Raw genomic sequence first — 25,539 nt, 5'->3', positions numbered from 1 at the left:
ACAAAAGGCACAGTGAAAGGATTGGTGTGATACAATGTCAGATTATGTAGTTAGAGCAACTGCGGCTGCGGGAGAAATCCGTGCATTTGCCGCCACAACCAGGGATATGGTGGAGGAAGCCAGAAAGGCCCATAATACCAGCCCGGTAGCAACCGCGGCATTGGGCCGCCTTATGACAGCCGGAGCCATGATGGGCTGTGACATGAAAGGGGATAATGACCTCCTTACCCTTAAGATCCAGGGGGACGGACCTATTGAAGGACTGACCGTTACCGCTGACTCCCACGGAAATGTAAAGGGATACGCCTTTAACCCCGTGGTCATGCTGCCTCCCAATGCAAAGGGAAAGCTGGACGTGGGCGGTGCCCTGGGCGTGGGAGTGCTGAGTGTGATCAAGGATATCGGCCTGAAGGAACCCTATGTGGGACAGACTATCCTGGTATCAGGAGAGATTGCAGAGGACCTGACTTACTATTATGCCACCTCAGAACAGACCCCCTCCTCCGTAGCATTGGGTGTGCTGATGAATAAGGACAACACGGTTCGCCAGGCAGGAGGATTTATCATTCAGCTGCTTCCCGGGGCATCTGAATCCATTATTGGAAGGCTGGAGGAAAAGCTGAAAGAGATTTCTTCCATTACCACCCTGCTGGATGTGGGCAATACGCCGGAGATGATACTGGAATATATCCTGGGAGAGTTTGGACTGGAGATCAATGACAGGGAGCCGGTACGGTTTTACTGCAATTGTACAAAGGAGCGTGTGGAAAAGGCATTGATCAGTGTGGGAAAAAAGGATATACAGGAAATGATCGATGATGGAAAGACCATTGAGGTGAACTGTCATTTCTGTGGAAAGAATTATGGATTTACCGTAGATGAGTTAAAGGATATCCTGGATAAAGCCAGGCAGGGATCATAAACGGAACAAAAAGAGCCAGTCAGACGACTGGCTCCTACTTGTAATCATTTGAAATCAGATATAACTTACTTCAACTCTATCAGTAATGATATATGTTTGAAAAAGGTACACTGTTGTTCATTGATTAAATTCTGGTTACGTTGGTAGCCTGAGGACCCTTAGCCCCGTTAACTACGTCGAACTCAACCTCTGCGCCCTCATCTAAGGACTTGAAGCCTTCCATGTTCAGACCAGAGTAGTGTACGAATACATCGTTGCCCTGCTCGTCAGAAATAAAACCGTAACCCTTCTGGTTGTTGAACCACTTAACTGTACCTTTCATTACGATACCTCCAAAAAATATAAAAAATTGTTCTGTTGCAAGTTATTTCGCAACTGACCTTAGAATATCACAAATGTTGAAAAGTGTCAAACGTTTTTGGTCATAAAGCATAAACAAATTATGCAAACTTAAGATTCTATTGTTCAAAGGTTAAAATCGAAAGAAACAGGGGCAAAAAGGTGAATTTTATGATATACTAACTGGAATAAAGGGTGAAAAGAAGGGATTTATGAATGAAAGTTCAAAATATATGGAGGCATTACTGTACGATTACAAAGCACAGGCACCTGGTACGCAGGCATTGTTTTAAGATTGGCCTGTACTGGCAGGGGCTGACGCATGACCTTTCCAAATACAGCCCGGAGGAATTCTGGACCGGTGTCCGCTATTACCAGGGAAACCGCAGCCCCAATGCGGCGGAACGTGAGCTTGTGGGTTATTCCAGGGCCTGGCTTCACCACAAAGGCAGGAACAAACACCATTACGAGTACTGGATCGACATTTCCAACCACAAGGAAGACGGACTGGTAGGAAACAAAATGCCGCTGCGGTATGTGGCAGAGATGATTTGTGACCGGATTGCCGCCTGTGAGGTTTATAAGGGAAAGAACTATACAAGTGCGGCTCCTCTGGAATATTATGAATATACAAAAAAATACATCACCATCCATCCGGAGACAAGAGCGCTGTTGGAAAAGCTGCTTATTATGCTGAAAGAAAAGGGAGAGGACCATACCTTTGCCTATTTAAGGAAACTGTTGAAAAAGGGAACGTATTAGATCAAGGAACGTATCAGATCAAGGAACATAACAGACCGATGAAGATCGGCGGGGAAAACCGCAGCATCATGGATGGAAGGTGTGCCATGCTGCCGCGGTTCTTTTTTGCGTATATGGGTCTTAGTCTTCTTTAAACAAATGCTCCTGGATGATCCTCACCCCATCCTCAATGCACCCCGGACATGAGCGCAGCGGCGTGCCTGTATCTTCGCCCCTCAGCTCACGACAGACAAGGCTGCCGTTCTTTTCCTTGAATGCGCGGATGCAGGAAGCAGCAGCCTCGTATGAGATGGCTTTGGAATCCGGGCCGTCCGTGTGTCCGGTGCTGCATTTCAGGCCCGCCAGTACGGCGGCAGCGGAGATGGCGCCGCAGGTTCCGTCCATGCAGCCCATACCCAGGCCAAGGCCCTCTGTTACGCGAAACAAGGTCTTCTCGTCCAGATCTGTTTTATCTGCAAATACACATGCAACTGACTGGGCGCAGTTAAAGCCTCTGTCATGGAATGCATTTGCCTGTTTTGCTTTATCGATTTCTGTTTTTTCTTTTGACATGGTTTATTTCTCCTTTGCTGTAAAGATTAAGTTTGTTCTTTTTACTGTGAAGACCGCATTCGTATTGAAGATTTCATCCGCATCTTTCCCAAGCCCATATGGATCAGAAAACCGCCTAATATCACAGATAGCAGGTACAGAACATTTCCGGCGGCCGTTCCGATGGTCAGTGCGATCTCATGAAATACGATCTGCCCATTGGGATAATAGGGACTGATGTAGAACATGTCGGCATTTCCGTAAGGGTGGGATACGATGTTGATGATCGTTGCAATGGCGGCACAAACCAGGAAAATCGGGATCGTGCCTGGAAACTCCTTGGCTTTTGTTCCTCCCAGGCCGGCAAGGCGGCTGTAAAGGCCAATGAAGATCAGTATAAAATGCCAAAGGAATCCGTGCAGGGTCAGTACAATAAAAGGATGCATCAGGCCGCTGGGCTCAGACAGGGCCATGATCCCGCCCAACAGGGCAAAATCCTGCATAAATGTACATACTGCCCTTAAAAAACGGGCTGGAGCCAGTGAATGGATAACAGGAAGAAGCAGACACAGATACATGGGGACACTGCACAGCTGAAATGGAAAATACCACCAGTCATACTGCTGTCCATTGACAATGTAATATAGGAATCCCTGCTTATACAGTTCACTGGCAGCCAGTATCAGCCCACAGAAAAACAGCACATGAAAGGGCTGCTTTTTTGACATGTTCCAGGCCAGATAAATGGCTGTAAGGATTCCTGCGCCTCCAAATAGAATGTGGAAGGCAGAATATGGAGCAGGTGTCTTCATGGACCATGATGACATCTGAAAGATTGATGTTGCGATGTTACCCATAAACGGAGCCTCCTGTGTGAACGATTATACATCATATGCAGATGCCTGACAACTCCTTACCTGAGAATAAAAATAATTTCAAAGGGAAAGATAAGGAAACAGGAAAAAGAATGGAAAGGCAGGAAAGAGAAGACATGGGAATAATAATTGCATTGCTGTCAGGTGCATTAATGAGTTTACAGGGTGTATTTAATACGGAGGTGACAAAGCAGACCAGTGTGTGGGTGGCGGCCGGATGGGTGCAGCTGACCGCCTTTATTACCTGCGTGGTCATATGGCTTTTTACTGGCAGGGAGCCGGTTATGGGCCTGATGCAGGTTACACCTAAATATGTGCTGCTGGGCGGAATCATGGGAGCCCTGATCACGTACACGGTGATCCGCAGCATGGCCAGCCTGGGACCGGCACAGACAGCTCTGTTGATCGTCATATCACAGATCATTGTGGCATATGGGATTGAACTGTTTGGATTGTTTGGAGTGGATAAGACCCCCTTTGCCTGGCACAAGCTCATAGGGGCAGCCATTGCCATTGGAGGTATTGTGGTCTTTGAAAGATAAAAATTGGAAATAACGCTTGTATTTAAAGGGTGTTTTAGATAGAATAGTAATATCAGGCTGGGATGGTACCCGTTGATAAGGAGGGATACCATTCAGATGAGACTTATATCTTTTAAAACATTAAAACTGCCAGCCATGGTCATATGCATGTTGGCTGCAGGCATATGCTATAGCTGTAGTGATCATCAGGACATCTCCGGAAAAGAGGAGGTAATCCTTGATTTAGAGGAACAGGAACGCGTTCTGCAGGAAACGTCAAATGAACAGGAACGTATTTTGCAGGGAACGCCTGCTGTGGATCCGGCGCGGCCAGAGACAGCGCTGGATGATAGAATGCCGTTGGACGGTGTGTTTGTTCATGTATGCGGAAAGGTCCAAAGTCCCGGAGTCTATGAACTTCCCCAGGGAAGCAGGGTCTGGGATGCCATTGAAGCGGCCGGAGGTTTTGAGGATGACGGCGCCAAAGAATACCTGAACCTGGCTGAGATGGTACAGGACGGTATGAAACTGGATGTTCCCAGTGAGAGCCAGGCCGAGGAATGGAAGGCCCAGGGACTTGTTGGCGGATGGAATTTGGGAGCGGATCCAGGGGCGTTATCCGGGGGATCTTCCGGAGCATTTTCTGGAACGTCATCCGGGGGATCCTCCGGAACGTCATCCAAGGTGAACCTGAATACGGCCACCAGGGAGGAACTTATGAGCCTTCGGGGCATAGGTGAATCCAGGGCAGAGGATATTATCCGCTACAGGGAGACTTACGGCGGTTTTCGATCTATAGAGGATATCATGAATGTGTCCGGAATTAAGGACGCAGCGTTTGAGAAGATTAAGGACAGTATCACAGTATAATCCGGTTGGGCGGCCTGAGTTTATTTCAGGCCGCCATTAATAGATAAGGGGAAAGAACATGGCAAAAGTATTAGTTGTAGATGATGAGAAATTGATTGTAAAGGGTATCCGCTTCAGCCTGGAACAGGACGGCATGGAAGTGGATTGTGCATATGACGGCGAGGAAGCGCTGGAACTGGCCAAGAAGACAGAGTATGATGTGGTGCTTTTGGATGTTATGCTTCCAAAGTATGATGGTTATGAGGTCTGCCAGGCGATCCGCGAGTTTTCCGACATGCCCATTATCATGCTGACGGCCAAGGGCGGCGATATGGATAAGATCCTGGGATTGGAATACGGGGCAGATGATTATATCAGCAAGCCTTTTAACATTCTGGAAGTCAAGGCCAGGATCAAGGCCATTATACGCCGCAGTTCCAAGAACAAACGTATGAAAAAAGAGGAGGCCAATGTCAGTGTGATCGGCTCCGGCGACCTTAAGATGGATACGGAAAGCCGCAGGGTGTTCATTGGTGAGCGGGAAATTAACCTGACTGCCAAGGAGTTTGACCTGCTGGAACTTTTGGTGCGCAATCCCAACAAGGTATACAGCAGGGAGGCGCTGCTCACCTATGTGTGGGGCAATAAGGCCATGGACAGCGGTGACGTGAGGACTGTGGACGTCCATGTGAGAAGACTGAGGGAGAAGATTGAGCCAAGTCCAAGCGACCCCAAGTATGTACATACAAAGTGGGGGGTTGGATATTATTTCCGTGTCAAAGGATGAGCATGAGATTGACGATAGAATGTGTTTAAGGAGTTCACGTATGTACGATTATAGAATCAGAACAGCTGAGCCGCAGGATCTGGATGCCGTGGTTCAGGTGGAACTGGCTTGTTTTCCTGCTGCAGAAGCTGCGGACAGGGAACGTTTAAAGGAACGGCTGGAACTGTTTGGAGAAAGTTTCTTGGTGGCAGAGACAAAGGATGGGATCATTGGATTGGTCAACGGAGCGGTTACAGACCATAGGACCATTGAGGATGAGATGTTTGAGGACAGCTCCCTTCACGATCCCAAAGGAGCATATCAGAGCATTTTCGGCTTGGATGTGGTGAAGGAATACCGCTGTCAGGGTGTGGCGGCAGCCCTGATGGAGGCAATGATCAAGAGAGCTAAAGAACAGGGCCGAAAGGGCCTGATCCTTACCTGCAAGGACCGTCTGATCCATTATTATGAGAAATTTGGATACGTGAACATGGGAGTGTCACGGTCGGTTCACGGCGGTGCGGTCTGGTACGATATGATATTGGAGTTTTAATACATGAAGATTACCCTTGTTACAGTTGGAAAGATAAAGGAACGGTACTTTGAGGATGCCATTAAGGAGTACTCCAAGCGTTTGAGCCGTTACTGCAAGCTGGAGATCATCCAGGTGGCGGATGAGAAGACACCGGATGGGGCGGGCGAAGCCCTTGAAAAGCAGATAAAGGAAAAGGAGGGTCAGAGGATCCTCTCCAATATAAAGGACGGGGCTTATGTGATCGCCCTGGCGATTGAAGGCAGGATGCTGTCCAGCGAGGAACTGGCTCTTAGGCTTCAAAAGCTGGGTGTTGATGGCACAAGCCAGATCGTGTTTGTGATCGGCGGCTCCCTGGGGCTGTCTGAAGCGGTTATGAAGCGGGCGGACTATGCCCTGAGCTTTTCCAAAATGACATTTCCCCACCAGCTGATGCGGGTGGTCCTGCTGGAGCAGATTTATAGGAGTTACAGGATCATTGGGGGGGAACCGTATCACAAGTAGCGGGGAAAAGGATGAATCTCAGGGATATGCGATCGATGAAAATTGCGCTATTGAGTCATTTAAAGCAATGGTTGTATCGTACACTACCTTTGAAGACAAGACATGGGAAAACCCTGAGTATAAAGCCTTTTGCGATCTGTATGAGGGAAAGCGGTTGACACAGCAGTAAAACAAAGGCCGGCTCTTATTTCAATTGGATAAGAGCCGGCTGGTTTGTTTAAAAAAGGGAAGACCCAGCCATCCTTAGATGCGCCGCTCCACATAATCCAGAGCTTGGATCCAGACGCCCTTGTTCTGCTGCCAGACCACAGGATATTCTGAGAATGGCACAGGGCATGGGTTTTTACCCACTTCCAGGGTTACCCCGGGAACGGCCCCGCTTCTGGACTGCATCCAGTCTTTAAAGCCGCCTTTTCCATCGCTGGAATCCATGGAATAACCGGTCATGACCGAGATGGCTTCCGCCAGGGTATTGGATGCCATCTCAGCGCCGTTGCTGCTTGTGGTCCAGTAGATGACCTCACCCTGGGAGTGGTAGCTGATGGTAATGGCCCACGGGTACTGTTCCGCCAGTGAAAAAAGGGCTCTGCTCTCCGGTTCCGAAAAAGGGGCGGTGCCTTTGTAGGCAGCGTAGGAAGGAGCCGCCAGTGTGGTGGACAGATCTTCCCAGCCATATGGGAAATTATAATTCAGATCCACACCGGCTGCATTTGCCTTCCATTTTGTCAGATATACTTCAAAGGAATCGGATGTACGGCCAAGGCTCACATCCCGGGCATAGCAGTCCATGATGCCCTGTTTCAGTCCCTGGTCGCGTATGGCATCAATGCCGAACTGGCTTAAGGTTACGCCGTCCGGATTTGTCATGGGAACAAAATGAATGGCCACCTTCTGAAGCATATCAGATATAGATTTGTAATTGTAGTGCCCTGTTTCATAAAATGCCAGGGCATATTCCAGCTGACCCATCATTACCAGCGGGGTCATATACTCTCTTGCATGGATAGCCCCCTGGATGAGGATCTGTGCCTTGGCATCTGGGTTTCCCAGAATGATATCATAGATATTTCTTCCGTCCAGGGAGGTTCCGATGACCTGAACGGAGATTTTATCTCCATATGTATTCTGAAGGGACTGGATATCGGCCTCCATCTGTTCATAGGAGTACCGGTCCACTGGTTTGACAATGGGATCCGCCACCTCCTGATCCAAAAAATCACTGATCCCAACCGCTGCCCTGATTCCAGGTCCCACAGCATTGGCCTCCGCATAGGAGGGCTCTGCCCCGTAACTGACAAAGCTGCCCAGCCCCACGGCCCTCTGTCCGGCGTCCCACGGTCCCGTGCTGCCCAGCCCCATATTGCCAACAACCAGGATACCGCTCAATAAAGCGCAAATCACACGTTTTGTCATTGCTTTCCCTTGCCCTTCTTTATTTATTTGCTATGTTGTACAGTTTCGATTCCATATGTTCTCAATCTAATATAAATGAGCATTTCAGTCAAATAAAGTTTTCTTACATTTTTATTCCGTTTTTATGAGTGTTAGAAATGTTTTTAATTTGAAATGATTTAAAGACAGGGATGATATGTGCGGTTGAAACATAAATCATATCGGCCTGTGAGGAAGAACGTTTCCATATGGATTTGACAAAAGGCCGGTAAGGAGGCGCTCATCCCACAGGGGAATAAAATAGGATTGAAAGATCAGCGGTCAATCAGGTATAATGTTGTCAGACGGAGGTGTTGAGATGAGTCAGTCAGACAAGGTACCCAAAGCCATCATTTTTATGGGAATACAGGCAAGCGGCAAATCTACATTTTTTCAGCAGAATTTTGCCCGGGATTTTGTACATATCAATTTGGATTCCCTGCATACCAGAACTAAGGAGGCAAAACTGCTGGAGGAATGTCTGAAGCAAAGGGCCAGTTTTGTGGTGGACAACACAAACCCCACGGCCGGGGACAGGAAGCGGTACATACAGGCGGCCAGGGAAAATGGCTATGAGATAGAAGGATATTTCTTCCAATCCCTGGTAAAGGACTGCATCCAGCGGAATTCCCGGCGTTTGGGAAAAGCCTGCGTCCCCGACAGGGCGATCGCATATACCTCCAACCGGCTGGAGATGCCGGCTCATGATGAGGGATTTGACCGGTTGTATTTTGTATGCATCCGGAACGGGGAATTTAAGGTGGACGAGTGGAAAAATCAGTGTTTTAATGGGAGGGAAAGATGAATTTTGAAACATTAGATATTAATATGCGCAGATTTGAGACCTCACTGGATCAGGTGATCCTGCCTGACCTTTATTTGGTGGTACGCATTGACGGCAGGAATTTTACAAGGCTGACCAAGGAGATCTGTGAGTTTGAGGCGCCCTTTGATACACGGTTCAGGGATGCCATGACAGATACGGTAAAGCATTTGATGGAATGCGGGTTCAGGATCGTATACGGGTATACACAGAGCGATGAGATCTCCCTTCTGTTCCATCCGGACGACAGGACATTTGGCAGGAAGACAAGGAAGATAAATTCGGTTCTGGCAGGGGAGGCCAGCGCCTTTTTCTCCTTAAAGCTGGGAGTGCTGGCTTGTTTTGACTGCCGTGTGGTCCCCCTTCCTAACCTGGAATGTGTGAAGGACTATTTTGCATGGAGGCAGGAGGATGCACACAGGAATTCACTGAATGCCCACTGTTATTGGCTGCTGCGGCAGGAAGGGAAGTCCGCCCAGGAGGCAACCAAAGAGATTGAGGGAAAATCGGTTTCCTTTAAAAACGAACTCCTCTTTTCCAGGAATATCAATTACAATGACCTTCCGGGCTGGCAGAAGCGGGGGATAGGGCTGTACTATTCCTCCTATGAAAAGACAGGGTATGATCCGATCAAACAGCAGAAAGCAGTCAGTATCCGGAACCGGATAGAGACAAACATGGATCTGGATACGGGGGATGGATATACGGACTGGGTGGTTTCACTGATGCAGGGCAGAGGATAGATCAGGGTGGGATCCCATGGAAGCGAAATATGCTTTGGTGGGATCTTTTTATATTGGCAAGCAGGACATTGCGGTGCGTTTGATTGGGGGACAGAGCAGGAGCCGCCAAGCTGATGATGCAATTATGATGCAAAAATGATGGAAATCGGATGCAAGGGTGCCTTACAATAACAGTCATAAACAAATAAACAGAATGGGCTGAAGGAGGAGATCAGAGTGAGGCGTTCGTTGTTTTTAATGGTTTTTCTGCTGGCCGCGGCAGCGGCCGGATGCGGTGTAAGGTCTGATGATACCGCCTGGGTTAGCTGTTTTAACGCTGTCCGCCCGGATGCCAGGTCTGTCCGCCCGGATGCCAAGTCTCCTCGGACAGGGCATAAAGGGGAGGAGAACTCCGGGTATCCGTACCAGGCCGTGCCTGAATCAACGGGCCGCATCGATCTTGCAGTGGAATCAGAGGGAATCTATTGGGTCCACAGCGGTGAGGCATATGGATTTATGGACGTGGAGGGGGAGGAGATAACCCCTTTTGTCTATGATGAGGCATATCCCTTCAGCCAGGGGCTGGCCTGTGTGTCCTATGAGGGGAAATACGGGTTTATCAATAAGAAGGGAGAGACGGCCCTGCCTTTTATTTATGACAGTGCCGCCCCCTTTGCGGAGGGGCTTGGGTATTTTGCCATAGGTGACAAATATGGTTTTATGGACAGGGAAGGAAATCCTGTGTTTTACCTGGATTGCGACAGTGTCAGTTCCTTTCAGGAGGGGATGGCTTATTTCAGTATGGGCGGAACATACGGGTATATTGATTTGGAAGGAAAAACCGTGATTGAACCAATTTATGATGATGCGGATTATTTCCAGGATGGCCTGGCGGAGATCGTAAAAAACGGCGCCCATGGTATGATTGACCAAAAGGGAAATGAGATCATTTCCCCGGAATATGATCGTATTGAGAGAAATGACGGGTTTGTGGTGGTTCAGTCAGACGGTCTGTACGGGTGTTTTGACAGAAAGGGTTCCATGCTGCTTCCGGCTGCCTATGACCTGATCTTCATTGAGAATGACCTGATCTGTTTTCGTACAAATGGCAGGGCCGGGTTTGCGGACAGAGAGGGCCGGGTGATCATGGAGGGCTCCTATCATCATGTTCTTCCAATTTCTGGAAGGAATCTGGCTATTGTGGAAAGCAACGGACAGTGGGGCGTGGTGGATTGTGAGGGCACGGTCAAGGTGCCTTTGATCTATCAGTGGATCGGAAGCGGCGGGCAGGACAATGAGGTGCTGATCCTTTCACTTAATGGAAAAACGGGATGCCTGAGCGCGGAGGACTGTTCAGAGCTGATACCGGTCAAGTATGACCAGATTTATGGATTTATTAATGACCAGGCAGTTGTGCGGATGGGCGGAAAGTACGGTGTGGCGGATAAGAAGGGGAATCTTAAGATACCTGTCCTGTATGATGAGATACGTCTGTTTGACAATGGCAGTATGGCTCTGACAGGCAGGGGAATCACCCGCCTGGTTGACGGCAGTGGGAAGCTGATTCATGTGGGGATCTATGATTATGTGTCTTGGCGGGGAACGTGCTATGAGGTGGAGAAGGGGCGCAAGACCGGATTCCTGGATGAGACAGGCAGGATGGTGATCGCCCCGGTATATGATTATGTGTCCTATGACAACCGGCTGTCCCCTGGCGTGTGCGTGGCATCCCTGTATCAGTCCGATATCCGCAGCCATGTGATCAAGACGGGGGAGAACGTGGATGGGGATTTGTCACAGATACTTCTCAAGAATATGATCACGCCCAAAATGGCGCTGTTTTATGAATTTGTGCAGCATAGGACCATGGGCGCAGAGGATGGATTTTTGGGCTATGGCAGGACATACAGGCTGTATGGCATAGACGGATCAGGAGAGCCTGCTTTATATGCCTGTGCGGAGCCCTATGACCAGCCTGCATTTCCCTGGTCCTGCAGCGGCTTTTATGCCATGGGGGATAATGAAGTAAAGGAGCTGGTGACCGGGTCTGAGTGCGGCGGATCACTGCGGGGGGACCGAGCGCGCCTGTGGTATGACAAAGAGACAAAAAAGACCATGGTCGGAACCCAGGGAAGCTGGGGCGGATTTGGCGGGCGGGCTTATGGCGGTGCGGTTTATGAATACAGCGGCAAAGCGGTGCGTCAGGTATGCTCGTTTTACTGCGTAAGCCGGACATCAGGGGGGACGGAGTACTCGGTCAATGGGATCCGCGCCACGGCGGAGGAATTTGAAGCTGTTTACAGGCGATTTAAGTAGAGGATGGATCAAACATGGCTCTGTACAAAATGTAAGGTTTTTTATCAGGGTATCTGTGATATAATGAAAAAGCCGGATCTTTTTTGCCAGAACAATCTAAGGACTCGCTCTGGGAACGGCCGGTTACCATATCAGGGTCAGGAGGGTCGCTCTCTATGAGGAAATATATTATGGCTGCATAGCATAGGCTGATGCAGTGAATGAAAGTAATTGTATAGCCTTTGCTATTCCGGACAGAAGAATATGTTTGGGAGGCGGCGATGCGCTATCAGAAGGCGAATGAAATTCTTCCGGAGAATCTGGTTGAATTAATTCAAAAGTATATTGACGGGGGATATGTATATATTCCCAGGAAGCAGGAAAACAGAAAAAATTGGGGAGAGTCTTCCAGGGCAAAGGAAGAACTCCGGAGACGGAATAAAGAGATATTTACAAAATACAGACAGGGGATGGGGGTAAAGTCCTTGGCTGAGCAGTATTTCCTGTCTGAAAAAAGCATACAGAGGATTGTGCTTCAGGAAAAGAAAACATTTCAGGAAAAAAAGATACTTCAGGAAACAGAGGACCAGGGCAGTGTACCGGATTGACGGGATACACTGCCTTTTTCTTGTTTCTGGGCAGTGTTTAAGGTTTATGGCAGGCAGGCTCCATGATAGAGTAGCTGATGGAGGAACTTAAAAATGAAACAGGAATATAGAAAGAAATGGATCGTCCTGCCCCAGACGCTGCCCGGGGTTTTAAGAAGGTGTCCGAAATGCGGACGGAAAGCAGAGTTTGAAAACAGCGGAACATTCAGGGTCAATGCAAATGGACGGCTGCTGGACGTGTGGCTGGTTTACCGCTGTACGGTGTGTGAGACAAGCCTTAACATGACCGTATATGAACGCGTGGAAGCGGATACGCTGGAGCAGGGGGAATATAAGGGCTTTTTAAACAATGACAGGACCCTGGCCGCTGCCTATGGAAGCAGCCGAAGCCTGTTTGCAAAAAACAGGGCTCAGATGGTGGAGCACTGGGATAAGTACACGGTGCGGGAGACAGATACCACGGTCCCCTGCAGACAGGAGCAGTGGAGCGAGGTGGAGGTATGGCTTGGGGGATACCTGAAGCCGAGGATGGACGCCCTGTTTGCAAGGCAGCTGGGAGTTTCCAGAAGCCAGATCAAAGGCCTGTGCGGATCAGGCCTGGTTTGTGTGATGGAAGGGAAGGCGGATGCCGGGGCAAGGGTGAAGAACGGACAGGTCTTTTATATCAGCAGGGAATGCCGGGCCGGGAGGAAATTGCTGGCAGTTGGGGATGCAGGTTGTTTTTATGACGGACATGCTATATACTGAAGGAATCACAGGACAGAAAGATAAGGTTGATATAGTATGACACCATCATTTCACACACATTACCATCCCTTAACATCCCGCCCCTATCTGCAAAACAGCACTTATACGGAACATACGCCCTGTCGGGCGCTAAAACCGTATGTTGCCTGTTTTTGGACATCCATGGGGGAAATGGAAGACGGGGAAGAGAAAGCTGCGGTTTCCGTTGCCGGGGAGCGGGAACCCTTATCCGGGGTTCTGGTTATCCCGGATACCTGTGTGGATGTCATTATAGAATTGAACCATGGACCGCAGACCGTCAAAAGCCGCCTTTGCGGGATCCAGGATTATTCCGTCACCGTGGGACCGGGAACAGGAAAGAGGAAGATGACTACCTTTGCGGTCAGGTTTTATTTTTGGGCCGTTCGCTTGTTCCTGGATCTGGATATGAGGGATATTTATAATGGAGTGCTGGACTTTGAACTGCTGGTGCCCGGAAGCAGGGATGCATTTCAGGAACTGTTTTATCAGCAGTCCCTGAGGGATAAAATAGAATGGATGGAAGAATATCTTCTTAAAAAACTGGATACCGGCAGATTAAATGCCAATTTTTTTAATTCCGTTGACCATATGCTAAGATCCAGGGGATGTGCCGCGGTCAAGGACATCTGCGGCTGCGCCAGTGTAAGCCAGCGGCAGATGGAACGCCTGTTCAGGCAGGAAATCGGTATTTCCATCAAGCGCACCGCCAGTCTGGTGCGGTATCAGAATGTGTGGAGGGAGATCGTATGCCGGGAGCGGTTTGAGATCCAGGAAGCAGTCGGTCAATTCGGCTATGCGGATCAGGCACATCTGCTCAACGATTTTAAACGGTTTCACAGCGTATGGCCGGTCCAGGCAAAGCAGATCGCAATGGCCAGCCGATAGGGGAAAGCCGGGGGCCGGGACCCGGACATGTCGCTTTTTTTCAATACAGTTTCCTCCGGTTGTGGTATATTTTTTCTACTATGACACAACCTGGAGGTACGAAGATGAAACAGTTAGGCGCAGCCGCATATGATGAGATACGGAAATGGATCTACCGCAATGCCAGACCACTGGACCTGGCGTTATGGCAGTTTGAATTTGAGGGCGGAAACCGGGAAACGGTGATGGAGATCCTTGGCTTATACCAGAATGAGGACGGAGGCTTTGCAAACACGCTGGATCCTGATAACTGGAGCAGGGAATCCTCACCCTATACAACTATGATTGCGGTCAGCATCCTCCGCACCTGCGGCCTTACAGATAAGGAGCATCCCATTGTACAGGGGATCATAAGGTTTCTGGACAGCGGAGTACACTGCTCCGAGGATGGATGGCATTTCACTGTCCCATCCGGAGATGACCCGGCACAGGCGCCATGGGCCGTGTACAGTGAGGAAACCAACAGGGAACAGGACATGGGATTGACCGCAGGGCTTTGTGCATTTGTCCTGCGCTACGGGGGCAGCCGGTCCGGGTTATATGCCAGGGCGGCGGGATATGTGGATAAAATATTAAAAAAGGTAAAGACAGCGGAGGATTTGGGGGAAATGGGAGCCGGCGGCCTGGGAATCCTGTTATGGGATATCGCAGAGTCAGGTTTATCCACCCGCTTTGACTGCTCAGCTATCGCCGGCGTGATGCCGGATCTGATCAACAGCCGGATGGAGCGCAACCCGGAAAAGTGGGCTTTCTATACGCCGCGGCCTTCTGAGTTTATCTGGTCGCCTGAAAGCGTTTTTTATAAAGGAAATGAGGAAATAGTGGATACTGAGTTGGATTACCTGATTGATACCAGAAACCCGGGCGGTGTGTGGAATATCACATGGACATGGTTCCGGCAGGGGGAGAAGTATCCAAAGGAATTTGCTGTCAGTGAGAACTGGTGGATGGCCAACAAGGCCATTGAAAAACTGCGTTTCCTGAAAGCGTTTGGAAGGATGTAAACGAAAGAAACCCTGGTTCACCGAGGGTAAAATAAGGAAAGGGTAATAATGGGCATGGGAATTTACAGGATCGGAGTGATCTCAGACACACATGGACTGATCAGGGATGAGGTAAAGGAGATACTTACAACCTGCCAGGTGATCCTGCATGGTGGCGATATCAACCGCCAGGCGGTATTGGATGAACTGGCTCAGATCGCTCCGGTCCATGCGGTGAGGGGCAATAATGACAAAGAGTGGGCAGAGCATATTCCGGAGACATTATGCCTTGAGATTATGGGACTTTCAATCCTTATGATCCATAATAAGCAGCACCTGCCGAAGGACCTGGGCGACAGGAACCTGATCATCTATGGGCATTCCCACCGGTATGAGGAAAAACAGGAGGGCGGCAGGACCTGGCTGAATCCGGGCAGCTGCGGCCCGAGAAGGTTTAGCCAGCCCATCACCATGGCCGTGGTGGAGGTAGAGGAGGGGAGGGAGGGGTACCGGGTACAAAAACTGGAGATCCCCCACAACTAGGGCCTGAAATCAGGTTATGAGCCGGCGCCCCGGATCCAATCCACCCATATGGAATAGTATTTACCTAATACATGGGAACCGTCTGAGGTGTATGCGGCCTTCAGGTTCCCATTTTCATCATCAAACAGTTCGTTTACGTTTATATAATAGCAGCGTTCAGCGTCTGCTATTTTTTTGATTTCCCCATTCAGTGCATTGATGTTTTCATTGTTGTAGATGGGGCTTTTAGATGATTTCTTCTGGGTTACGTGCAGGTTGGCTTCCAGGATCAGCTGGGCTTCTGGCTGCATTTCCTGTATCCTGTTTACAATGGATCGGTATTGAGCCACGGTGCGCTGGCGGTCATAGCCCAGTTCATTGATTCCCAGCATTACATAAATGGTGAGATAACGGTCCTGGGAAAGTACCTGCTCCAATGTCTTTTTGCTCCCGTCCCTGAGCGTTACCTTGGCATCAAACAGGTTGTAGACACTCATGCCTGAATTGGCAAACACCTGGGCATTGCCCAGATTTCCATATTCCCACAGCCCCACGGTTCTGGAATCTCCAATAAACAGAACACCGGAGAAATTTTCGTCCGGTATGGGCGCTGCCTGGGAGTTTGCAGAAGCATCCGCATCGGATGGCGCCTGGCCTTTTGCGGAAGCATCCGCATCGGATGGCGCCTCTGCTTCTGAAGAAAGTTTTGCAGGCATTTTCCGGGAGATCTTCTCCGGATCCGAAGCCTTATCTGTTTTCTGTGCTTTTTGCCGCGTCCATCTTCCATGGACCGGCACGGAGGCCTTTGCGTATGCAATACTTTTTCCCTGCAGATAAGACCCTGACCTGAGTACGGCGTGGTCCATCCAGCCGGGAAAGACATGAGTCACGGCAGCTCCTGCCAGACTGATGGTGAGAATAAAGGTATACCAGCATTTTCTCATAATGACATCCCCCTTAAAATCTGAAATATAGAAATGGGTCGTCAGCTCCCATTTTCATACAGTAAATACACAGCCAGAATATGGCTAACAGTGCCGCTGCCGAGATCAATCGGTATTTAACCCTGTGATAGATCCTTGCGGGCAGATCTGTCATGAAGAGAAATCCGGCGGCAATGGAGATAAAATAGAGTTTCCCGTATTTAAACACATCACCGGAGTAGTAGGTGAAATGCCTGTCCGGCGCCAAGATAGGAAACAGGCGCTGGAAGTAGACTGCCATCTGTGACAGGTCCGTAACAGCAAATACCAGCCAGGTGAGCGCAATGGCAAGCATCATATAGGCGTGGCCCAACGGGGGGATCCGTGACAGGATGCGGCTCATTCCCAGCTTTTCCACTGTTATGAGAACAAACAGGACAGCGCCCCATAATATAAAGTTCCAGCTGGCGCCGTGCCAGAAACCGGTGAGAAGCCATACTGCGGACAGGTTGAGGATGGAGCGCAGGCTGCCCTTGCGGTTTCCACCAAGGGGAATGTAGACATATTCCCGGAACCAGCTTCCCAGGGTCATGTGCCACCTTCTCCAGAATTCGGTCATGGAAACTGCTGTATAGGGATGGGAAAAGTTGTCCGGCAGCGAAAACCCCATGAGTCTGCCCAGCCCCTTTGCCATCAGGGAGTAACCATAGAAATCAAAATAGATCTGAAGGCTGAAGGCAGTCAGCCCCAGCCAGGCCAGGGGGGTGGAAATGCTGTCATAGCCAATGGCGCCCACCTGGCTCCACAGGCCGCCGATCTGATTGGCCAGCAGAACCTTTAGACCCAGGCCGATGGTAAATTCCCGCAGCCCGTCTTCAATATTGATTACGGTGTGCCTTCGCCTGCTGATCTGCCTGCGGATGGAGGAGTATGTGACGATCGGGCCAGCGATCAGCTGGGGAAACATACAGATATACATTCCAAAGTTGATAAACGAGGTTTCGTATGGCGCATCCTGCCGGTAAACGTCCACCAGATAGGATATTGCCTGAAAGGTATAAAAGCTGATGCCCACAGGAAGGATCATGTTAAAAACAGGAACAGACAGGCTGATCCCGGCCCATGAAAAGAGCTGATTTATGTTCCCGGCAAAAAAGCCGGAGTATTTGAACAGAAAAAGCCAGGAGAGGTTATAGATGATCCCCGCAGCCAGCCACCTGCCTTTGTTGATCTTCTGCCTTTTCTGGCCCAGTTTGATCCCCAGCCTGTAATTGACCAGTATGGACAAAACCAGCAGGGCCAGATAAAAGGGGTGTTCCCTGATCCCATAAAAGTAAAAAGCCAGGCTGCCGGTAAACAGGCAGAGGTTTTTCCATCTGCCCGGGCATATGGTATACAGGGTAAAAAATATTGGAAGAAATATAAATATAAAGTTTAGACTGCTAAAAACCATGTTTCGATCATCCCATCTTTTAGTATTCCATAGATTAGATGGATGGGAGGGTCGAAAAGTTGCAGCATTTGACAAAAATGAAATAAAAGATCATCGGATAGGAATATACAGGTCGATCTGGCTCTCAGGATGGTCAGATCCAAGAAAACGCTCATCATACAGTTCAAAGTCTTCCCGGTTGTCAAGTTCCTGCTCCGCCTTCAGAAACCAGGTGCCCCAGATATATTGGAAGGACAGGTTCAGGTTCCGTAAGCCGCCGGTATGGGTAAAAACCGCATACCGGCCGCCTTGAAGGACTTTTGGCACAAAGGGCCGGGGAAGGCCCTCAAATGAGGAAACCTCCAGGGCAGCTACTTCTGAAAACAGGACATCATCGTTCATGGTATACAGGTTGTTGCCGTCCCGGCAGGCTTCACAGATGCCAAAGCCGCGGCCGTCCGGAACCGCATGGGGGATCATGGGGATCATGCCCGTGAACTGTTTCCAAAGGTCGGGCAGCACATTGTTGCTGAGGCTGGTCTGTCCCCTCAGTCCGGCGGCCTTAATATCAGGAAGCTGGACGATCCGGGGATGTACCGTAAGGTTTTTAGTCAGATGGGTCATCAGCTGCTGATCCACCTTCGGCTTGGCGCTGATAAAAAGGTCCAGGCGGTTTTTCCGGTACTGGACAGGGCTTGCCTGATAAACAGACTTAAAGGCCCGGCTGAATGCTTCGCTGGACTCAAATCCATTGTCCAGCGCAATGTCAATGATCCGTTTGTCTGTGTAGAGAAGCTGGCCGGCAGCATTGGAAAGGCGGCGCTTTTTGATATATCCGCCCACATTTTCACCCAGCAGGGCGTAAAACAGCCTTGTCAGATGATAATAGGAGTAGCCTGCATGGCAGGCTACCTCCTCCACTGTCAACGGGTCACCCAGATGGTTCTCTATATACAGGATAGCCTGTTCCAGCGCTTTTTCGTAATTCATATACTGCTCCTGTTCTGAAAGATGGATGGAGGGGCAGGCTTGTTGCAGATGGTGATGCTCCTGCTTTCCTCACAAAACGGTTCATGGATGGAGAAATGCCGCCATCCGTTTTCTTCCCGTCCGCCCCAGCACAGATCCATGGTAAGTTCTTCCGGGTCTATGACCATGCTTTTGGTGGTTCCAAAAAAGTCTTTGTAAAAGGGGCAGGAAAGTCCGCCGGGATAGGGGGTGAGAAGAAACTGCTTCAGTTCCTCCTGCCCGTACCCGCCCTTTTTCTTGGTTAAAAAATGTTCCATGGTTTGGCAGCGCACCAGGGAGTGCTCCATGGCCTGGGATTCCCGAAGGATCATTTCATTGAGAAGGGGATGGTTGGCAGCAAACAGGTATTGATCCCGGGATGAGGGGTCAATGGACTTATACGCCTTGTGTCCGTCAAGGGTTTCATAAAGGGCCGCATTTTTGCCCCTGTCCACCAGGATCAGATTCATGTTATAGGCAATGGGCATATCCTCCAGGCGCTCCAGGGATTCTTTTACATCCCGGCAGGTGTCAAGAAGGGTGCGGATCACGGCCCAGAACTGAAGCCCGGTAACGGCAGGGCGGCGCATGCCTGGATTGGCTCCCACAGGAAAACCGCAGGAACTCATGGTTACGGATAGTCCGTGTTCATTGAGTCCGTCATCCCGTCCGATCCCCAGCACACTGGTGCCAATGTGGGTATAGGTGTCCTTGATGCAGGTCCTGATCAGAGTAAAGTCTTCCATCTCATCATTGAATTCGTAATTGCGGGCCACCAGGGGATGGCTGTTTGACGTCATGGACGGAAGGAGGGCCATGTGGCTGCAACCGGGATGAAGCCAGGTCATGGCGTAATAAACCAGGTTTTCCGGCCGAGTCTTAAGTCCATCGGCGAATCCGGCCAGCTCCTCATTGAGGCCGGGGCAGCAGCTGGAGAACAGGTCGGCTGCCATTGCCGTCTCCTTTGCCCCCAGTCCCGGGAATCCGGCCGTACAGATATGTTTGTGTGGTGAATGAACTGACATCCAGGTTCCCAGGTGATAACCTGCCTCATAGTGGGTGCCTGTAAGTTCAATGGTGTGTGTGGTTATGGTTTTCATATGATTCTTCCTCCTTGTGCGGTACATATGTATGCCTTAATTGTACAGGAGAAAGAATATTAATCATGATATTTCCTGCTGTTTTTTGCCGGCGGCTACAGGATCTCCCCCAAAATCTCCTTTTCCGCAAACAATGCGGTGGCCCCTCCTGTATGCCAGAACACCACGGTGCTGCCCTGGGGAACCCTGCCTATTCGTATATGATCCAGCATTCCGGCAAATGCCTTCCCAGTATACACCGGGTCAATGAACAGACCCTCCGTTTGGGCCAGCAGCCGGATGGCTTCGGTGGCGCTTTCGCTGGGGATCTCATAGCCGGGCAGGTAGTAATTTAAGTCCGTATGGATATCTCTGGAAGCTTCCACTGATACAGGCGCTCCTAGAAGCGCCAGGCTTTCATTGGCCAGGTCCTGGGTGCGTTTGGGATAGCCTTCATCCTTCCAGCTAACATTGATGGAGATGATCTCTGTATCCAGGCCGGTCAGCACCTTGCCGGCGGCCAGCCCTGCCATGGTCCCGCCGGTTCCGGTTCCGTGGAAGATATAGTCAGGGTGGATACCCATGTCAGCCACCTGTTCAGCAAATTCCACAAAACCTTCAATAAAGCCCACAGAACCCACCGGGCTGGCTCCTCCCATGGGCACCTCGTAGCATTTGTGTCCCTGGGTTTCCAGCTGTTTCATATGTTCCCTTGCCATCTGGACGGAGCGTTCCTCCGCTTCCGCTTCCTCCTCGCCCGGATTCATCCTTACCACGTGGATCTCCGCCCCCATGATCCTATCCAGGAGCAGGTTGGAGCGCAGATCCTCCTCGTCCGGTTCCACGATCGCTACCAGGTACAGCACGGGCTTTAGTCCGCAGCGGCGGCAGGCGGAAACGGTCTGCATGGCGTGGTTGGACTGGGTCGCTCCAAAGGTAAACACATATTCACATCCCTTTGCGGCAGCATCCCCGATGAGATACTGGAGTTTGCGGATCTTGTTTCCGCCAAACAGGTTCATCCCTGTAAAGTCATCCCTTTTAATATACAGATTCACGCCCAATTCCTCTGACAGGTGGTCCAGCTTGTAAAGAGGAGTAGGGAAAAACCCCAGGTCTGCCTTGGGCATTTGTTTTAGAAGGTTTCTCGCAGCAGCGCATGTTTCTTTTAAATGGTCCATATTTTATTCCTCCGTCCTTTTGATCATGTATACCTATGTGACCGATGACCATAGTATACCATAAAATACCGGTTCCACAAAGCGTGTATCAAGTATAAACAGAATCTGATTGCAGGATGATAAGCGTGTGGGGTATAATATCCACGTAGACGGTGAGCCGGGAGAGCAGCGAAACCTGAGACTTTGGCAAAACGTGCCGGAGGACGGTCATTTAGAAAAGGAAGGGGGCAGGTTCATGAAAAAGAATCCCCAGGGAAAACGCTGGCACAGGCTGGACAATACGGGAAAGATCTTCCCCATGATCGCCAACGAAAACCTGAGCAACGTATTCCGCATATCAGTCGTATTAAAACATGAAATCGATCCAGTACTTCTTCAGCAGGCCCTGGAAGATACCCTGCCGCGCTTTAAAGGATTTAAAGTCAAGTTAAAGCGGGGTTTTTTCTGGTACTATTTTGAGGGAAATAAACGGACCCCTTATATAGAGAAGGAAAACACCTGGCCCTGCCGTTATATTGATCCAAAAAGTAATCAGCTGTACCTGTTCCGGGTAAGCTATTACCAATGCCGTATCAACCTGGAAGTGTTTCATGCTGTTACGGACGGGATGGGGGCCACGAACTTTATCCGTGAGCTCACTGCCCGGTATCTTGATTTGAGAAGCGGCCGGCAGCAGGAACTCAGGGAGGAGGAGCAGGGGCCGGCTGATAAGATCGAGGACAGCTATCTGAAAAATTACAGGGAAATGCCGCGGACCCGGTACAGCTCCAAGCCGGCCTACCATCTGGAGGGAAACTATCTTCCCCTGGGAGGGGAGAGCGTCATACACGGCCGTGTCAATATACGGGATCTGAAGCAGGCATGCCGCGCCCGGAAGGTGAGTGTCACAAAATACCTGACCGCCTCTCTGATCTGGTCCATCTGCCAGGTCTACATGGACGGTAAGCCCGGCCCCCAGCGGATTGAAGTCAACCTTCCCATTAACCTCAGGGCTTTTTTTGGGTCTGACACATCCTCCAATTTTTTTGCGGTAACAGGCATTTACTATGGTCAGCCCCAGGGAAACGGGGATTTTGACTCCATCCTTGCCTCTGTATGTACCCAGATGGATGAAAAGATCGTCAAGGAAAAGCTGGAGCAGACCATTTCCTATAATGTATCCAATGAAAAGAAGTGGTATGTGCGTATACTGCCCCTTTGTGTCAAATGGCTGGCCCTTGGGTTTATCTTTAAACGCAATGACAGGGCCCATACCATTACCCTGTCCAATATCGGCCCCATATCCATGGATGAGAAATATCAGGAGGAGATTGAGAACTTCCTTCTGCTCATCGGCGTATCCAAACGCCAGCCGGCCAAATGCGGGATCTGCGCCTACGGTGACACGGTCACCATTACCTTTACCAAGGTGTTTGATGATGACCGCCTGGAGGACTGCTTTTTTCAGCGCCTTAAAGAGGATGGGGTTCCAGCGGAGCTGGAAAGCAACGGTCTTGTAAAGCCCCTGTGCTGGAAGGGGAATTATCCAGTGATCGAGTATGATAAAAATAAATGGAAAAAACTGGTCTATCTGTTTTATGGGGTGCTGGCCGCCATGGCCATTGTCCTGGGACTTGTGAATATAGCCACTTATGACCATCTGTGGTGGTCGGGTATCGCCATTCCGGGCATTGCCTATGCTGGCCTTACCATGCGCTATTCCATTTTGCGCCATGCCAATCTGGGCAAGACAGTGATGATAGAAACCATTGGAATGCAGGTGCTTCTGGTGATGATCGACTGGGTGCTGGGATATGAGGGATGGTCTGTAAATTATGCCGTTCCCGCAACCATCCTGTTCGCGGATGTGGCGGTTGTGTTCCTGATCCTTGTTAACAGGCTGAATTGGCAGAGTTATTTTATGTATCAGCTGGCCATTACTATTTTCAGCTTTATCCCGCTGATCCTGTGGGCGGCGGGACTTGTAACCCGGCCTCTTATGGCTGTGATAACCGTGGTTCTGACCGTGTTTATCCTGGCCATGACCATTTTCCTGGGAGACAGGGGCGTAAAGAACGAGCTGATCCGGCGGTTCCACCTGTAATGAGATGCCGGGGCGGAGCAAACAGAGAGGAAACAGACAGAGAGGAAACAGACAGTATGCGGAGTAAAAAGGTAAGCATCCGGGGAGGCCTGATGCGCGATATGATCCACGATATTATGGAAACCTCCCTGGGAAAGCCGATAAAGACAGGAGAATTCCGGAAAAATCCGGTAGAGCCGGCCTGGGTCTGCCCGTCCGGTTACGAATATGAGATCATTGAAAATGACCCCTTTAAAATGGAATACCTAAAGCCCGAGGGTGTGGTCACCGGAAGGGTGGTGCTGCAGCTGCACGGGGGAGGTTATATTGGTCCCATGAAAAATATTTACCGCAAATTTGCGGTGCGCTATTCCCGCCTAAGCTTTGGGGGGGATGTGCTGACCATCGATTACCGGGTGGCTCCGGAGGATCCCTACCCTGCGGCCCTGGAGGACGCCATCCATGCCTACCAGTGGCTGGTCAAAGAAAAGCATTACAGGCCGGGGCAGATCGTGGTGGCCGGGGATTCAGCGGGGGGAGGTCTTGCCCTTGCCCTGTGCCTCTACCTCAGAGACAGGGGGCTTCCCCAGCCGGCCGGCCTGGTGCTTATGTCCCCGTGGGCCGATGTCACATGCAGCGGTGACAGTTATGAATTTAATTTCCAAAAAGACCCATTATTTGGAAATACCAGGGAGAGTATGCTGTACAATTCCTCCTACGTGGGGGATGCGGATCCGAAGGACCCATATCTTTCCCCGATTTTTGGGGATTTTCGGGGACTTCCGGCCATGCTGCTTCAGGCAGGAAGCTTTGAGATGCTTCTCAGCGATACGCTGTCGGTTGCTGAAAAGGCCAGGGAAGCGGGGGTGCGCCGCCGCGTGTCTGTTTACGAGGGAATGTTCCATGTGTTCCAGATGAGCATGGATCTGATACCCGAAAGCCGGGAGGCCTGGGATGAAGTGGCCAGGTTTATGCAGATCGTGTTCCGGATCGACAGAAAGCCGGAAGGCCGTGTGGTAAGGAAGGTCAAGAGGACAAACAGAACAAAAAACGAAAAATAAAAGGGATAAGAAAATGTGATTCTGCATTTTCTTATTTTTTTGTATTTTTTCAGATGGGCTCCAGTCATATTTTCAGGCATGTCTCATATATTGAGGTAAAAGGGGTGAAGCTCATGGCAAAGAAGGAAGAGATATTAAAAATATTTCCCAGGGAACTGAGGACCATATTGGGACAGGTCCCTGTGGACTTTAAGGAAGTGCAGGAAATACGCCTGAGATCAGGGAAGCCGATGATGATGATCTGCGAGAACAGGGAATACCTGGTGACCAGGGAGGGCAGGCTTCGGCAGGATCAGGGCGGTCTGGACATGAATGGATTTCTTACCGTCACCCAATCCCAGATGAAGGAAACCGTGGAGTATATGAGCAGTTTTTCCCTTTACGCGGAGGAGGAGGAGCTGAGGCAGGGATTCCTGACCATACAGGGAGGGCACCGCATTGGAGTGGCGGGAAAGACACTGGTCCAGGGGCAGGATATCCGGCTGATGAAATTCATTTCCTTTATCAATATACGGGTGGCCCACGAGATTTTGGGCTGTGCGGATCCGGTTATGGATTACCTGTACATGGACCGTTTCCTGAACACCCTGATCATTTCACCTCCAAGATGCGGTAAGACCACACTGCTCCGGGATATCATACGCCAGGTCTCCAACGGAAGAAGCAGGGACCGGTGGATTCCGGGCATGAGCGTGGGCGTGGTGGATGAGCGGTCGGAGCTGGCGGCCTGCTATCAGGGCATTCCCCAGAATGACCTTGGAGTGCGCACGGATGTGCTGGACTGCTGTCCCAAAAGCCAGGGCATGATGATGCTGGTGCGCACCATGGCGCCGGGGGTGATCGCAGTGGATGAGATCGGAAGCCGCCAGGATATGGAAGCCATTGAATATGTAAGGAACTGCGGCTGTTCCCTGGCGGCAACCATTCACGGCAATTCCCTGGAGGACATCAGGCAGAAGCCCTGCATGGGAGAACTTCTGGCCCAGGGCACCTTTGAGCGGCTGATCCTGTTAGACAGCCGGGGAGGGCCGGGGCATGTGAGATCCATATGGGACAGGGGCGGAAATGTCCTTTATGGGGAAAAAGATCCGGGCAGCTGAAGGGAGAGGAGGTAGC

28 protein-coding genes are annotated in these 25,539 nt (G+C 50.3%); 19 read left to right on the top strand and 9 right to left on the bottom strand.

From position 1 onward, the window contains the following. Positions 1-34 precede the first annotated feature (34 nt). Complete coding sequence (hslO, locus tag CLFS41_RS27815) at positions 35-922, top strand: Hsp33 family molecular chaperone HslO (RefSeq protein WP_045094212.1); 888 nt, start codon at positions 35-37, stop codon at positions 920-922. Between the two features lie 124 nt (positions 923-1,046). Here the strand turns inward: hslO and CLFS41_RS27810 are convergent, their stop codons facing one another. Then, complete coding sequence (locus tag CLFS41_RS27810; RefSeq protein WP_007860545.1) at positions 1,047-1,244, bottom strand: cold shock domain-containing protein; 198 nt, start codon at positions 1,242-1,244, stop codon at positions 1,047-1,049. 233 nt (positions 1,245-1,477) lie between these two features. Here CLFS41_RS27810 and CLFS41_RS27805 point away from each other — a divergent pair, with 233 nt between their 5' ends. Further along, entirely contained in the window at positions 1,478-2,023 is a 546-nt protein-coding gene (locus CLFS41_RS27805) for a DUF5662 family protein (protein ID WP_045094211.1), read from the top strand. Positions 2,024-2,143: 120 nt separating this feature from the next. Here the strand turns inward: CLFS41_RS27805 and CLFS41_RS27800 are convergent, their stop codons facing one another. Both CLFS41_RS27800 and CLFS41_RS27795 read right to left on the bottom strand, forming a co-directional pair. After that, positions 2,144-2,575 (bottom strand): C-GCAxxG-C-C family protein, encoded by a 432-nt coding sequence (locus CLFS41_RS27800; RefSeq protein WP_007860541.1) that lies wholly within the window; start codon positions 2,573-2,575, stop codon positions 2,144-2,146. A gap of 41 nt (positions 2,576-2,616) precedes the next feature. Further along, positions 2,617-3,411 carry a YwaF family protein gene (locus tag CLFS41_RS27795; RefSeq protein ID WP_007860539.1) on the bottom strand — a complete coding sequence of 265 codons (795 nt, stop codon included), beginning with the start codon at positions 3,409-3,411 and terminating at the stop codon, positions 2,617-2,619. 134 nt (positions 3,412-3,545) lie between these two features. Here CLFS41_RS27795 and CLFS41_RS27790 point away from each other — a divergent pair, with 134 nt between their 5' ends. The 5 genes from CLFS41_RS27790 (at position 3,546) to rlmH (ending at position 6,601) form a co-directional block, all read left to right on the top strand. Further along, complete coding sequence (locus CLFS41_RS27790) at positions 3,546-3,971, top strand: DMT family transporter (RefSeq protein WP_040415696.1); 426 nt, start codon at positions 3,546-3,548, stop codon at positions 3,969-3,971. Between the two features lie 96 nt (positions 3,972-4,067). Beyond that, positions 4,068-4,820, top strand: a complete 753-nt coding sequence (locus CLFS41_RS27785) for a helix-hairpin-helix domain-containing protein (protein ID WP_045094210.1) — start codon at positions 4,068-4,070, stop codon at positions 4,818-4,820. Between the two features lie 58 nt (positions 4,821-4,878). Next, the gene (locus tag CLFS41_RS27780; protein WP_007860534.1) at positions 4,879-5,586 is read left to right on the top strand and encodes a response regulator transcription factor; all 708 of its coding nucleotides are present in this window, start codon (positions 4,879-4,881) and stop codon (positions 5,584-5,586) included. Between the two features lie 40 nt (positions 5,587-5,626). Then, a complete protein-coding gene (locus CLFS41_RS27775; protein ID WP_045094209.1) occupies positions 5,627-6,118 on the top strand; it encodes a GNAT family N-acetyltransferase in 492 nt (163 codons plus the stop codon). A 3-nt stretch (positions 6,119-6,121) separates the two neighbouring features. Continuing rightward, positions 6,122-6,601, top strand: a complete 480-nt coding sequence (rlmH, locus tag CLFS41_RS27770; protein ID WP_007860527.1) for a 23S rRNA (pseudouridine(1915)-N(3))-methyltransferase RlmH — start codon at positions 6,122-6,124, stop codon at positions 6,599-6,601. 243 nt (positions 6,602-6,844) lie between these two features. Here the strand turns inward: rlmH and CLFS41_RS27760 are convergent, their stop codons facing one another. Further along, a complete protein-coding gene (locus CLFS41_RS27760) occupies positions 6,845-8,014 on the bottom strand; it encodes a M14 family zinc carboxypeptidase (RefSeq protein ID WP_045094207.1) in 1,170 nt (389 codons plus the stop codon). 337 nt (positions 8,015-8,351) lie between these two features. On the opposite strand from CLFS41_RS27760, the gene CLFS41_RS27755 reads away from it, so the two are divergent. The 9 genes from CLFS41_RS27755 (at position 8,352) to CLFS41_RS27720 (ending at position 15,698) form a co-directional block, all read left to right on the top strand. Continuing rightward, positions 8,352-8,837 (top strand): AAA family ATPase, encoded by a 486-nt coding sequence (locus tag CLFS41_RS27755; protein WP_007860519.1) that lies wholly within the window; start codon positions 8,352-8,354, stop codon positions 8,835-8,837. After that, on the top strand, positions 8,834-9,598 hold the full coding sequence (locus tag CLFS41_RS27750; protein WP_007860518.1) for a tRNA(His) guanylyltransferase Thg1 family protein: 765 nt from the start codon (positions 8,834-8,836) through the stop codon (positions 9,596-9,598). Before CLFS41_RS27755 ends, CLFS41_RS27750 begins: the two co-directional genes overlap by 4 nt. Before the next feature lie 16 nt (positions 9,599-9,614). Beyond that, positions 9,615-9,737, top strand: a complete 123-nt coding sequence (locus CLFS41_RS31075; RefSeq protein ID WP_007860517.1) for a hypothetical protein — start codon at positions 9,615-9,617, stop codon at positions 9,735-9,737. A 77-nt stretch (positions 9,738-9,814) separates the two neighbouring features. After that, positions 9,815-11,893 (top strand): WG repeat-containing protein, encoded by a 2,079-nt coding sequence (locus CLFS41_RS27745; RefSeq protein WP_147329415.1) that lies wholly within the window; start codon positions 9,815-9,817, stop codon positions 11,891-11,893. A 260-nt stretch (positions 11,894-12,153) separates the two neighbouring features. Continuing rightward, the gene (locus CLFS41_RS27740) at positions 12,154-12,480 is read left to right on the top strand and encodes a CD3324 family protein (RefSeq protein WP_007860515.1); all 327 of its coding nucleotides are present in this window, start codon (positions 12,154-12,156) and stop codon (positions 12,478-12,480) included. Positions 12,481-12,573: 93 nt separating this feature from the next. Further along, positions 12,574-13,227 (top strand): DUF1062 domain-containing protein, encoded by a 654-nt coding sequence (locus CLFS41_RS27735; RefSeq protein WP_045094205.1) that lies wholly within the window; start codon positions 12,574-12,576, stop codon positions 13,225-13,227. A 36-nt stretch (positions 13,228-13,263) separates the two neighbouring features. Beyond that, complete coding sequence (locus CLFS41_RS27730) at positions 13,264-14,133, top strand: helix-turn-helix domain-containing protein (RefSeq protein ID WP_045094204.1); 870 nt, start codon at positions 13,264-13,266, stop codon at positions 14,131-14,133. Positions 14,134-14,237: 104 nt separating this feature from the next. Further along, the gene (locus CLFS41_RS27725) at positions 14,238-15,176 is read left to right on the top strand and encodes a hypothetical protein (protein WP_045094203.1); all 939 of its coding nucleotides are present in this window, start codon (positions 14,238-14,240) and stop codon (positions 15,174-15,176) included. Positions 15,177-15,224: 48 nt separating this feature from the next. Next, positions 15,225-15,698 carry a metallophosphoesterase family protein gene (locus CLFS41_RS27720; RefSeq protein ID WP_007860511.1) on the top strand — a complete coding sequence of 158 codons (474 nt, stop codon included), beginning with the start codon at positions 15,225-15,227 and terminating at the stop codon, positions 15,696-15,698. 14 nt (positions 15,699-15,712) lie between these two features. On the opposite strand, the gene CLFS41_RS29670 is transcribed toward CLFS41_RS27720, so the two are convergent. The 5 genes from CLFS41_RS29670 to CLFS41_RS27695 form a co-directional block, all read right to left on the bottom strand. Next, on the bottom strand, positions 15,713-16,621 hold the full coding sequence (locus CLFS41_RS29670; RefSeq protein ID WP_045094202.1) for a GDSL-type esterase/lipase family protein: 909 nt from the start codon (positions 16,619-16,621) through the stop codon (positions 15,713-15,715). A 13-nt stretch (positions 16,622-16,634) separates the two neighbouring features. Then, entirely contained in the window at positions 16,635-18,053 is a 1,419-nt protein-coding gene (locus CLFS41_RS27710; RefSeq protein ID WP_045094201.1) for an MBOAT family O-acyltransferase, read from the bottom strand. A gap of 90 nt (positions 18,054-18,143) precedes the next feature. After that, positions 18,144-19,022: an AraC family transcriptional regulator gene (locus tag CLFS41_RS27705; protein ID WP_007860507.1), complete on the bottom strand. Its 879-nt coding sequence runs from the start codon at positions 19,020-19,022 to the stop codon at positions 18,144-18,146. Continuing rightward, a complete protein-coding gene (locus CLFS41_RS27700) occupies positions 19,019-20,140 on the bottom strand; it encodes a C45 family peptidase (protein ID WP_045094200.1) in 1,122 nt (373 codons plus the stop codon). Before CLFS41_RS27700 ends, CLFS41_RS27705 begins: the two co-directional genes overlap by 4 nt. Positions 20,141-20,235: 95 nt before the next feature. Continuing rightward, positions 20,236-21,300: a D-cysteine desulfhydrase family protein gene (locus CLFS41_RS27695; protein ID WP_007860505.1), complete on the bottom strand. Its 1,065-nt coding sequence runs from the start codon at positions 21,298-21,300 to the stop codon at positions 20,236-20,238. A 127-nt stretch (positions 21,301-21,427) separates the two neighbouring features. Between CLFS41_RS27695 and CLFS41_RS27690 the strand changes: the two genes are divergently transcribed. From CLFS41_RS27690 to spoIIIAA, 3 genes are all read left to right on the top strand, one after another. After that, complete coding sequence (locus tag CLFS41_RS27690; RefSeq protein ID WP_330376671.1) at positions 21,428-23,383, top strand: DUF6320 domain-containing protein; 1,956 nt, start codon at positions 21,428-21,430, stop codon at positions 23,381-23,383. Positions 23,384-23,439: 56 nt separating this feature from the next. After that, entirely contained in the window at positions 23,440-24,423 is a 984-nt protein-coding gene (locus CLFS41_RS27685) for an alpha/beta hydrolase (RefSeq protein WP_045094225.1), read from the top strand. A 113-nt stretch (positions 24,424-24,536) separates the two neighbouring features. Further along, positions 24,537-25,523, top strand: a complete 987-nt coding sequence (spoIIIAA, locus tag CLFS41_RS27680; protein ID WP_045094198.1) for a stage III sporulation protein AA — start codon at positions 24,537-24,539, stop codon at positions 25,521-25,523. The last annotated feature ends 16 nt before the right edge of the window (positions 25,524-25,539 follow it).

This window comes from Clostridium sp. FS41, assembly GCF_000954015.1.
Lineage (GTDB): Bacteria > Bacillota > Clostridia > Lachnospirales > Lachnospiraceae > Enterocloster > Enterocloster citroniae.
This window is presented reverse-complemented; position numbering and strand designations above follow the sequence as displayed.

Excerpts from the sequence above, each read along its gene's own strand:
- CLFS41_RS27810 (WP_007860545.1), bottom strand. The coding sequence starts at position 1,244 with ATGAAAGGTACAGTTAAGTGGTTCAACAACCAGAAGGGTTACGGTTTT.
- spoIIIAA (WP_045094198.1), top strand. The coding sequence starts at position 24,537 with ATGGCAAAGAAGGAAGAGATATTAAAAATATTTCCCAGGGAACTGAGG.
- CLFS41_RS27685 (WP_045094225.1), top strand. The coding sequence starts at position 23,440 with ATGCGGAGTAAAAAGGTAAGCATCCGGGGAGGCCTGATGCGCGATATG.
- CLFS41_RS27695 (WP_007860505.1), bottom strand. The coding sequence starts at position 21,300 with ATGGACCATTTAAAAGAAACATGCGCTGCTGCGAGAAACCTTCTAAAA.
- CLFS41_RS27700 (WP_045094200.1), bottom strand. The coding sequence starts at position 20,140 with ATGAAAACCATAACCACACACACCATTGAACTTACAGGCACCCACTAT.
- CLFS41_RS27740 (WP_007860515.1), top strand. The coding sequence starts at position 12,154 with ATGCGCTATCAGAAGGCGAATGAAATTCTTCCGGAGAATCTGGTTGAA.
- CLFS41_RS27760 (WP_045094207.1), bottom strand. The coding sequence starts at position 8,014 with ATGACAAAACGTGTGATTTGCGCTTTATTGAGCGGTATCCTGGTTGTT.
- rlmH (WP_007860527.1), top strand. The coding sequence starts at position 6,122 with ATGAAGATTACCCTTGTTACAGTTGGAAAGATAAAGGAACGGTACTTT.
- CLFS41_RS31075 (WP_007860517.1), top strand. The coding sequence starts at position 9,615 with ATGGAAGCGAAATATGCTTTGGTGGGATCTTTTTATATTGGCAAGCAG.
- CLFS41_RS27735 (WP_045094205.1), top strand. The coding sequence starts at position 12,574 with ATGAAACAGGAATATAGAAAGAAATGGATCGTCCTGCCCCAGACGCTG.
- CLFS41_RS27730 (WP_045094204.1), top strand. The coding sequence starts at position 13,264 with ATGACACCATCATTTCACACACATTACCATCCCTTAACATCCCGCCCC.
- CLFS41_RS27755 (WP_007860519.1), top strand. The coding sequence starts at position 8,352 with ATGAGTCAGTCAGACAAGGTACCCAAAGCCATCATTTTTATGGGAATA.
- CLFS41_RS27725 (WP_045094203.1), top strand. The coding sequence starts at position 14,238 with ATGAAACAGTTAGGCGCAGCCGCATATGATGAGATACGGAAATGGATC.
- CLFS41_RS27705 (WP_007860507.1), bottom strand. The coding sequence starts at position 19,022 with ATGAATTACGAAAAAGCGCTGGAACAGGCTATCCTGTATATAGAGAAC.
- CLFS41_RS27775 (WP_045094209.1), top strand. The coding sequence starts at position 5,627 with ATGTACGATTATAGAATCAGAACAGCTGAGCCGCAGGATCTGGATGCC.
- CLFS41_RS27790 (WP_040415696.1), top strand. The coding sequence starts at position 3,546 with ATGGGAATAATAATTGCATTGCTGTCAGGTGCATTAATGAGTTTACAG.
- CLFS41_RS27720 (WP_007860511.1), top strand. The coding sequence starts at position 15,225 with ATGGGCATGGGAATTTACAGGATCGGAGTGATCTCAGACACACATGGA.
- CLFS41_RS27805 (WP_045094211.1), top strand. The coding sequence starts at position 1,478 with ATGAAAGTTCAAAATATATGGAGGCATTACTGTACGATTACAAAGCAC.
- CLFS41_RS27795 (WP_007860539.1), bottom strand. The coding sequence starts at position 3,411 with ATGGGTAACATCGCAACATCAATCTTTCAGATGTCATCATGGTCCATG.
- CLFS41_RS27785 (WP_045094210.1), top strand. The coding sequence starts at position 4,068 with ATGAGACTTATATCTTTTAAAACATTAAAACTGCCAGCCATGGTCATA.
- CLFS41_RS27800 (WP_007860541.1), bottom strand. The coding sequence starts at position 2,575 with ATGTCAAAAGAAAAAACAGAAATCGATAAAGCAAAACAGGCAAATGCA.
- CLFS41_RS29670 (WP_045094202.1), bottom strand. The coding sequence starts at position 16,621 with ATGAGAAAATGCTGGTATACCTTTATTCTCACCATCAGTCTGGCAGGA.
- CLFS41_RS27710 (WP_045094201.1), bottom strand. The coding sequence starts at position 18,053 with ATGGTTTTTAGCAGTCTAAACTTTATATTTATATTTCTTCCAATATTT.
- CLFS41_RS27780 (WP_007860534.1), top strand. The coding sequence starts at position 4,879 with ATGGCAAAAGTATTAGTTGTAGATGATGAGAAATTGATTGTAAAGGGT.
- CLFS41_RS27750 (WP_007860518.1), top strand. The coding sequence starts at position 8,834 with ATGAATTTTGAAACATTAGATATTAATATGCGCAGATTTGAGACCTCA.
- hslO (WP_045094212.1), top strand. The coding sequence starts at position 35 with ATGTCAGATTATGTAGTTAGAGCAACTGCGGCTGCGGGAGAAATCCGT.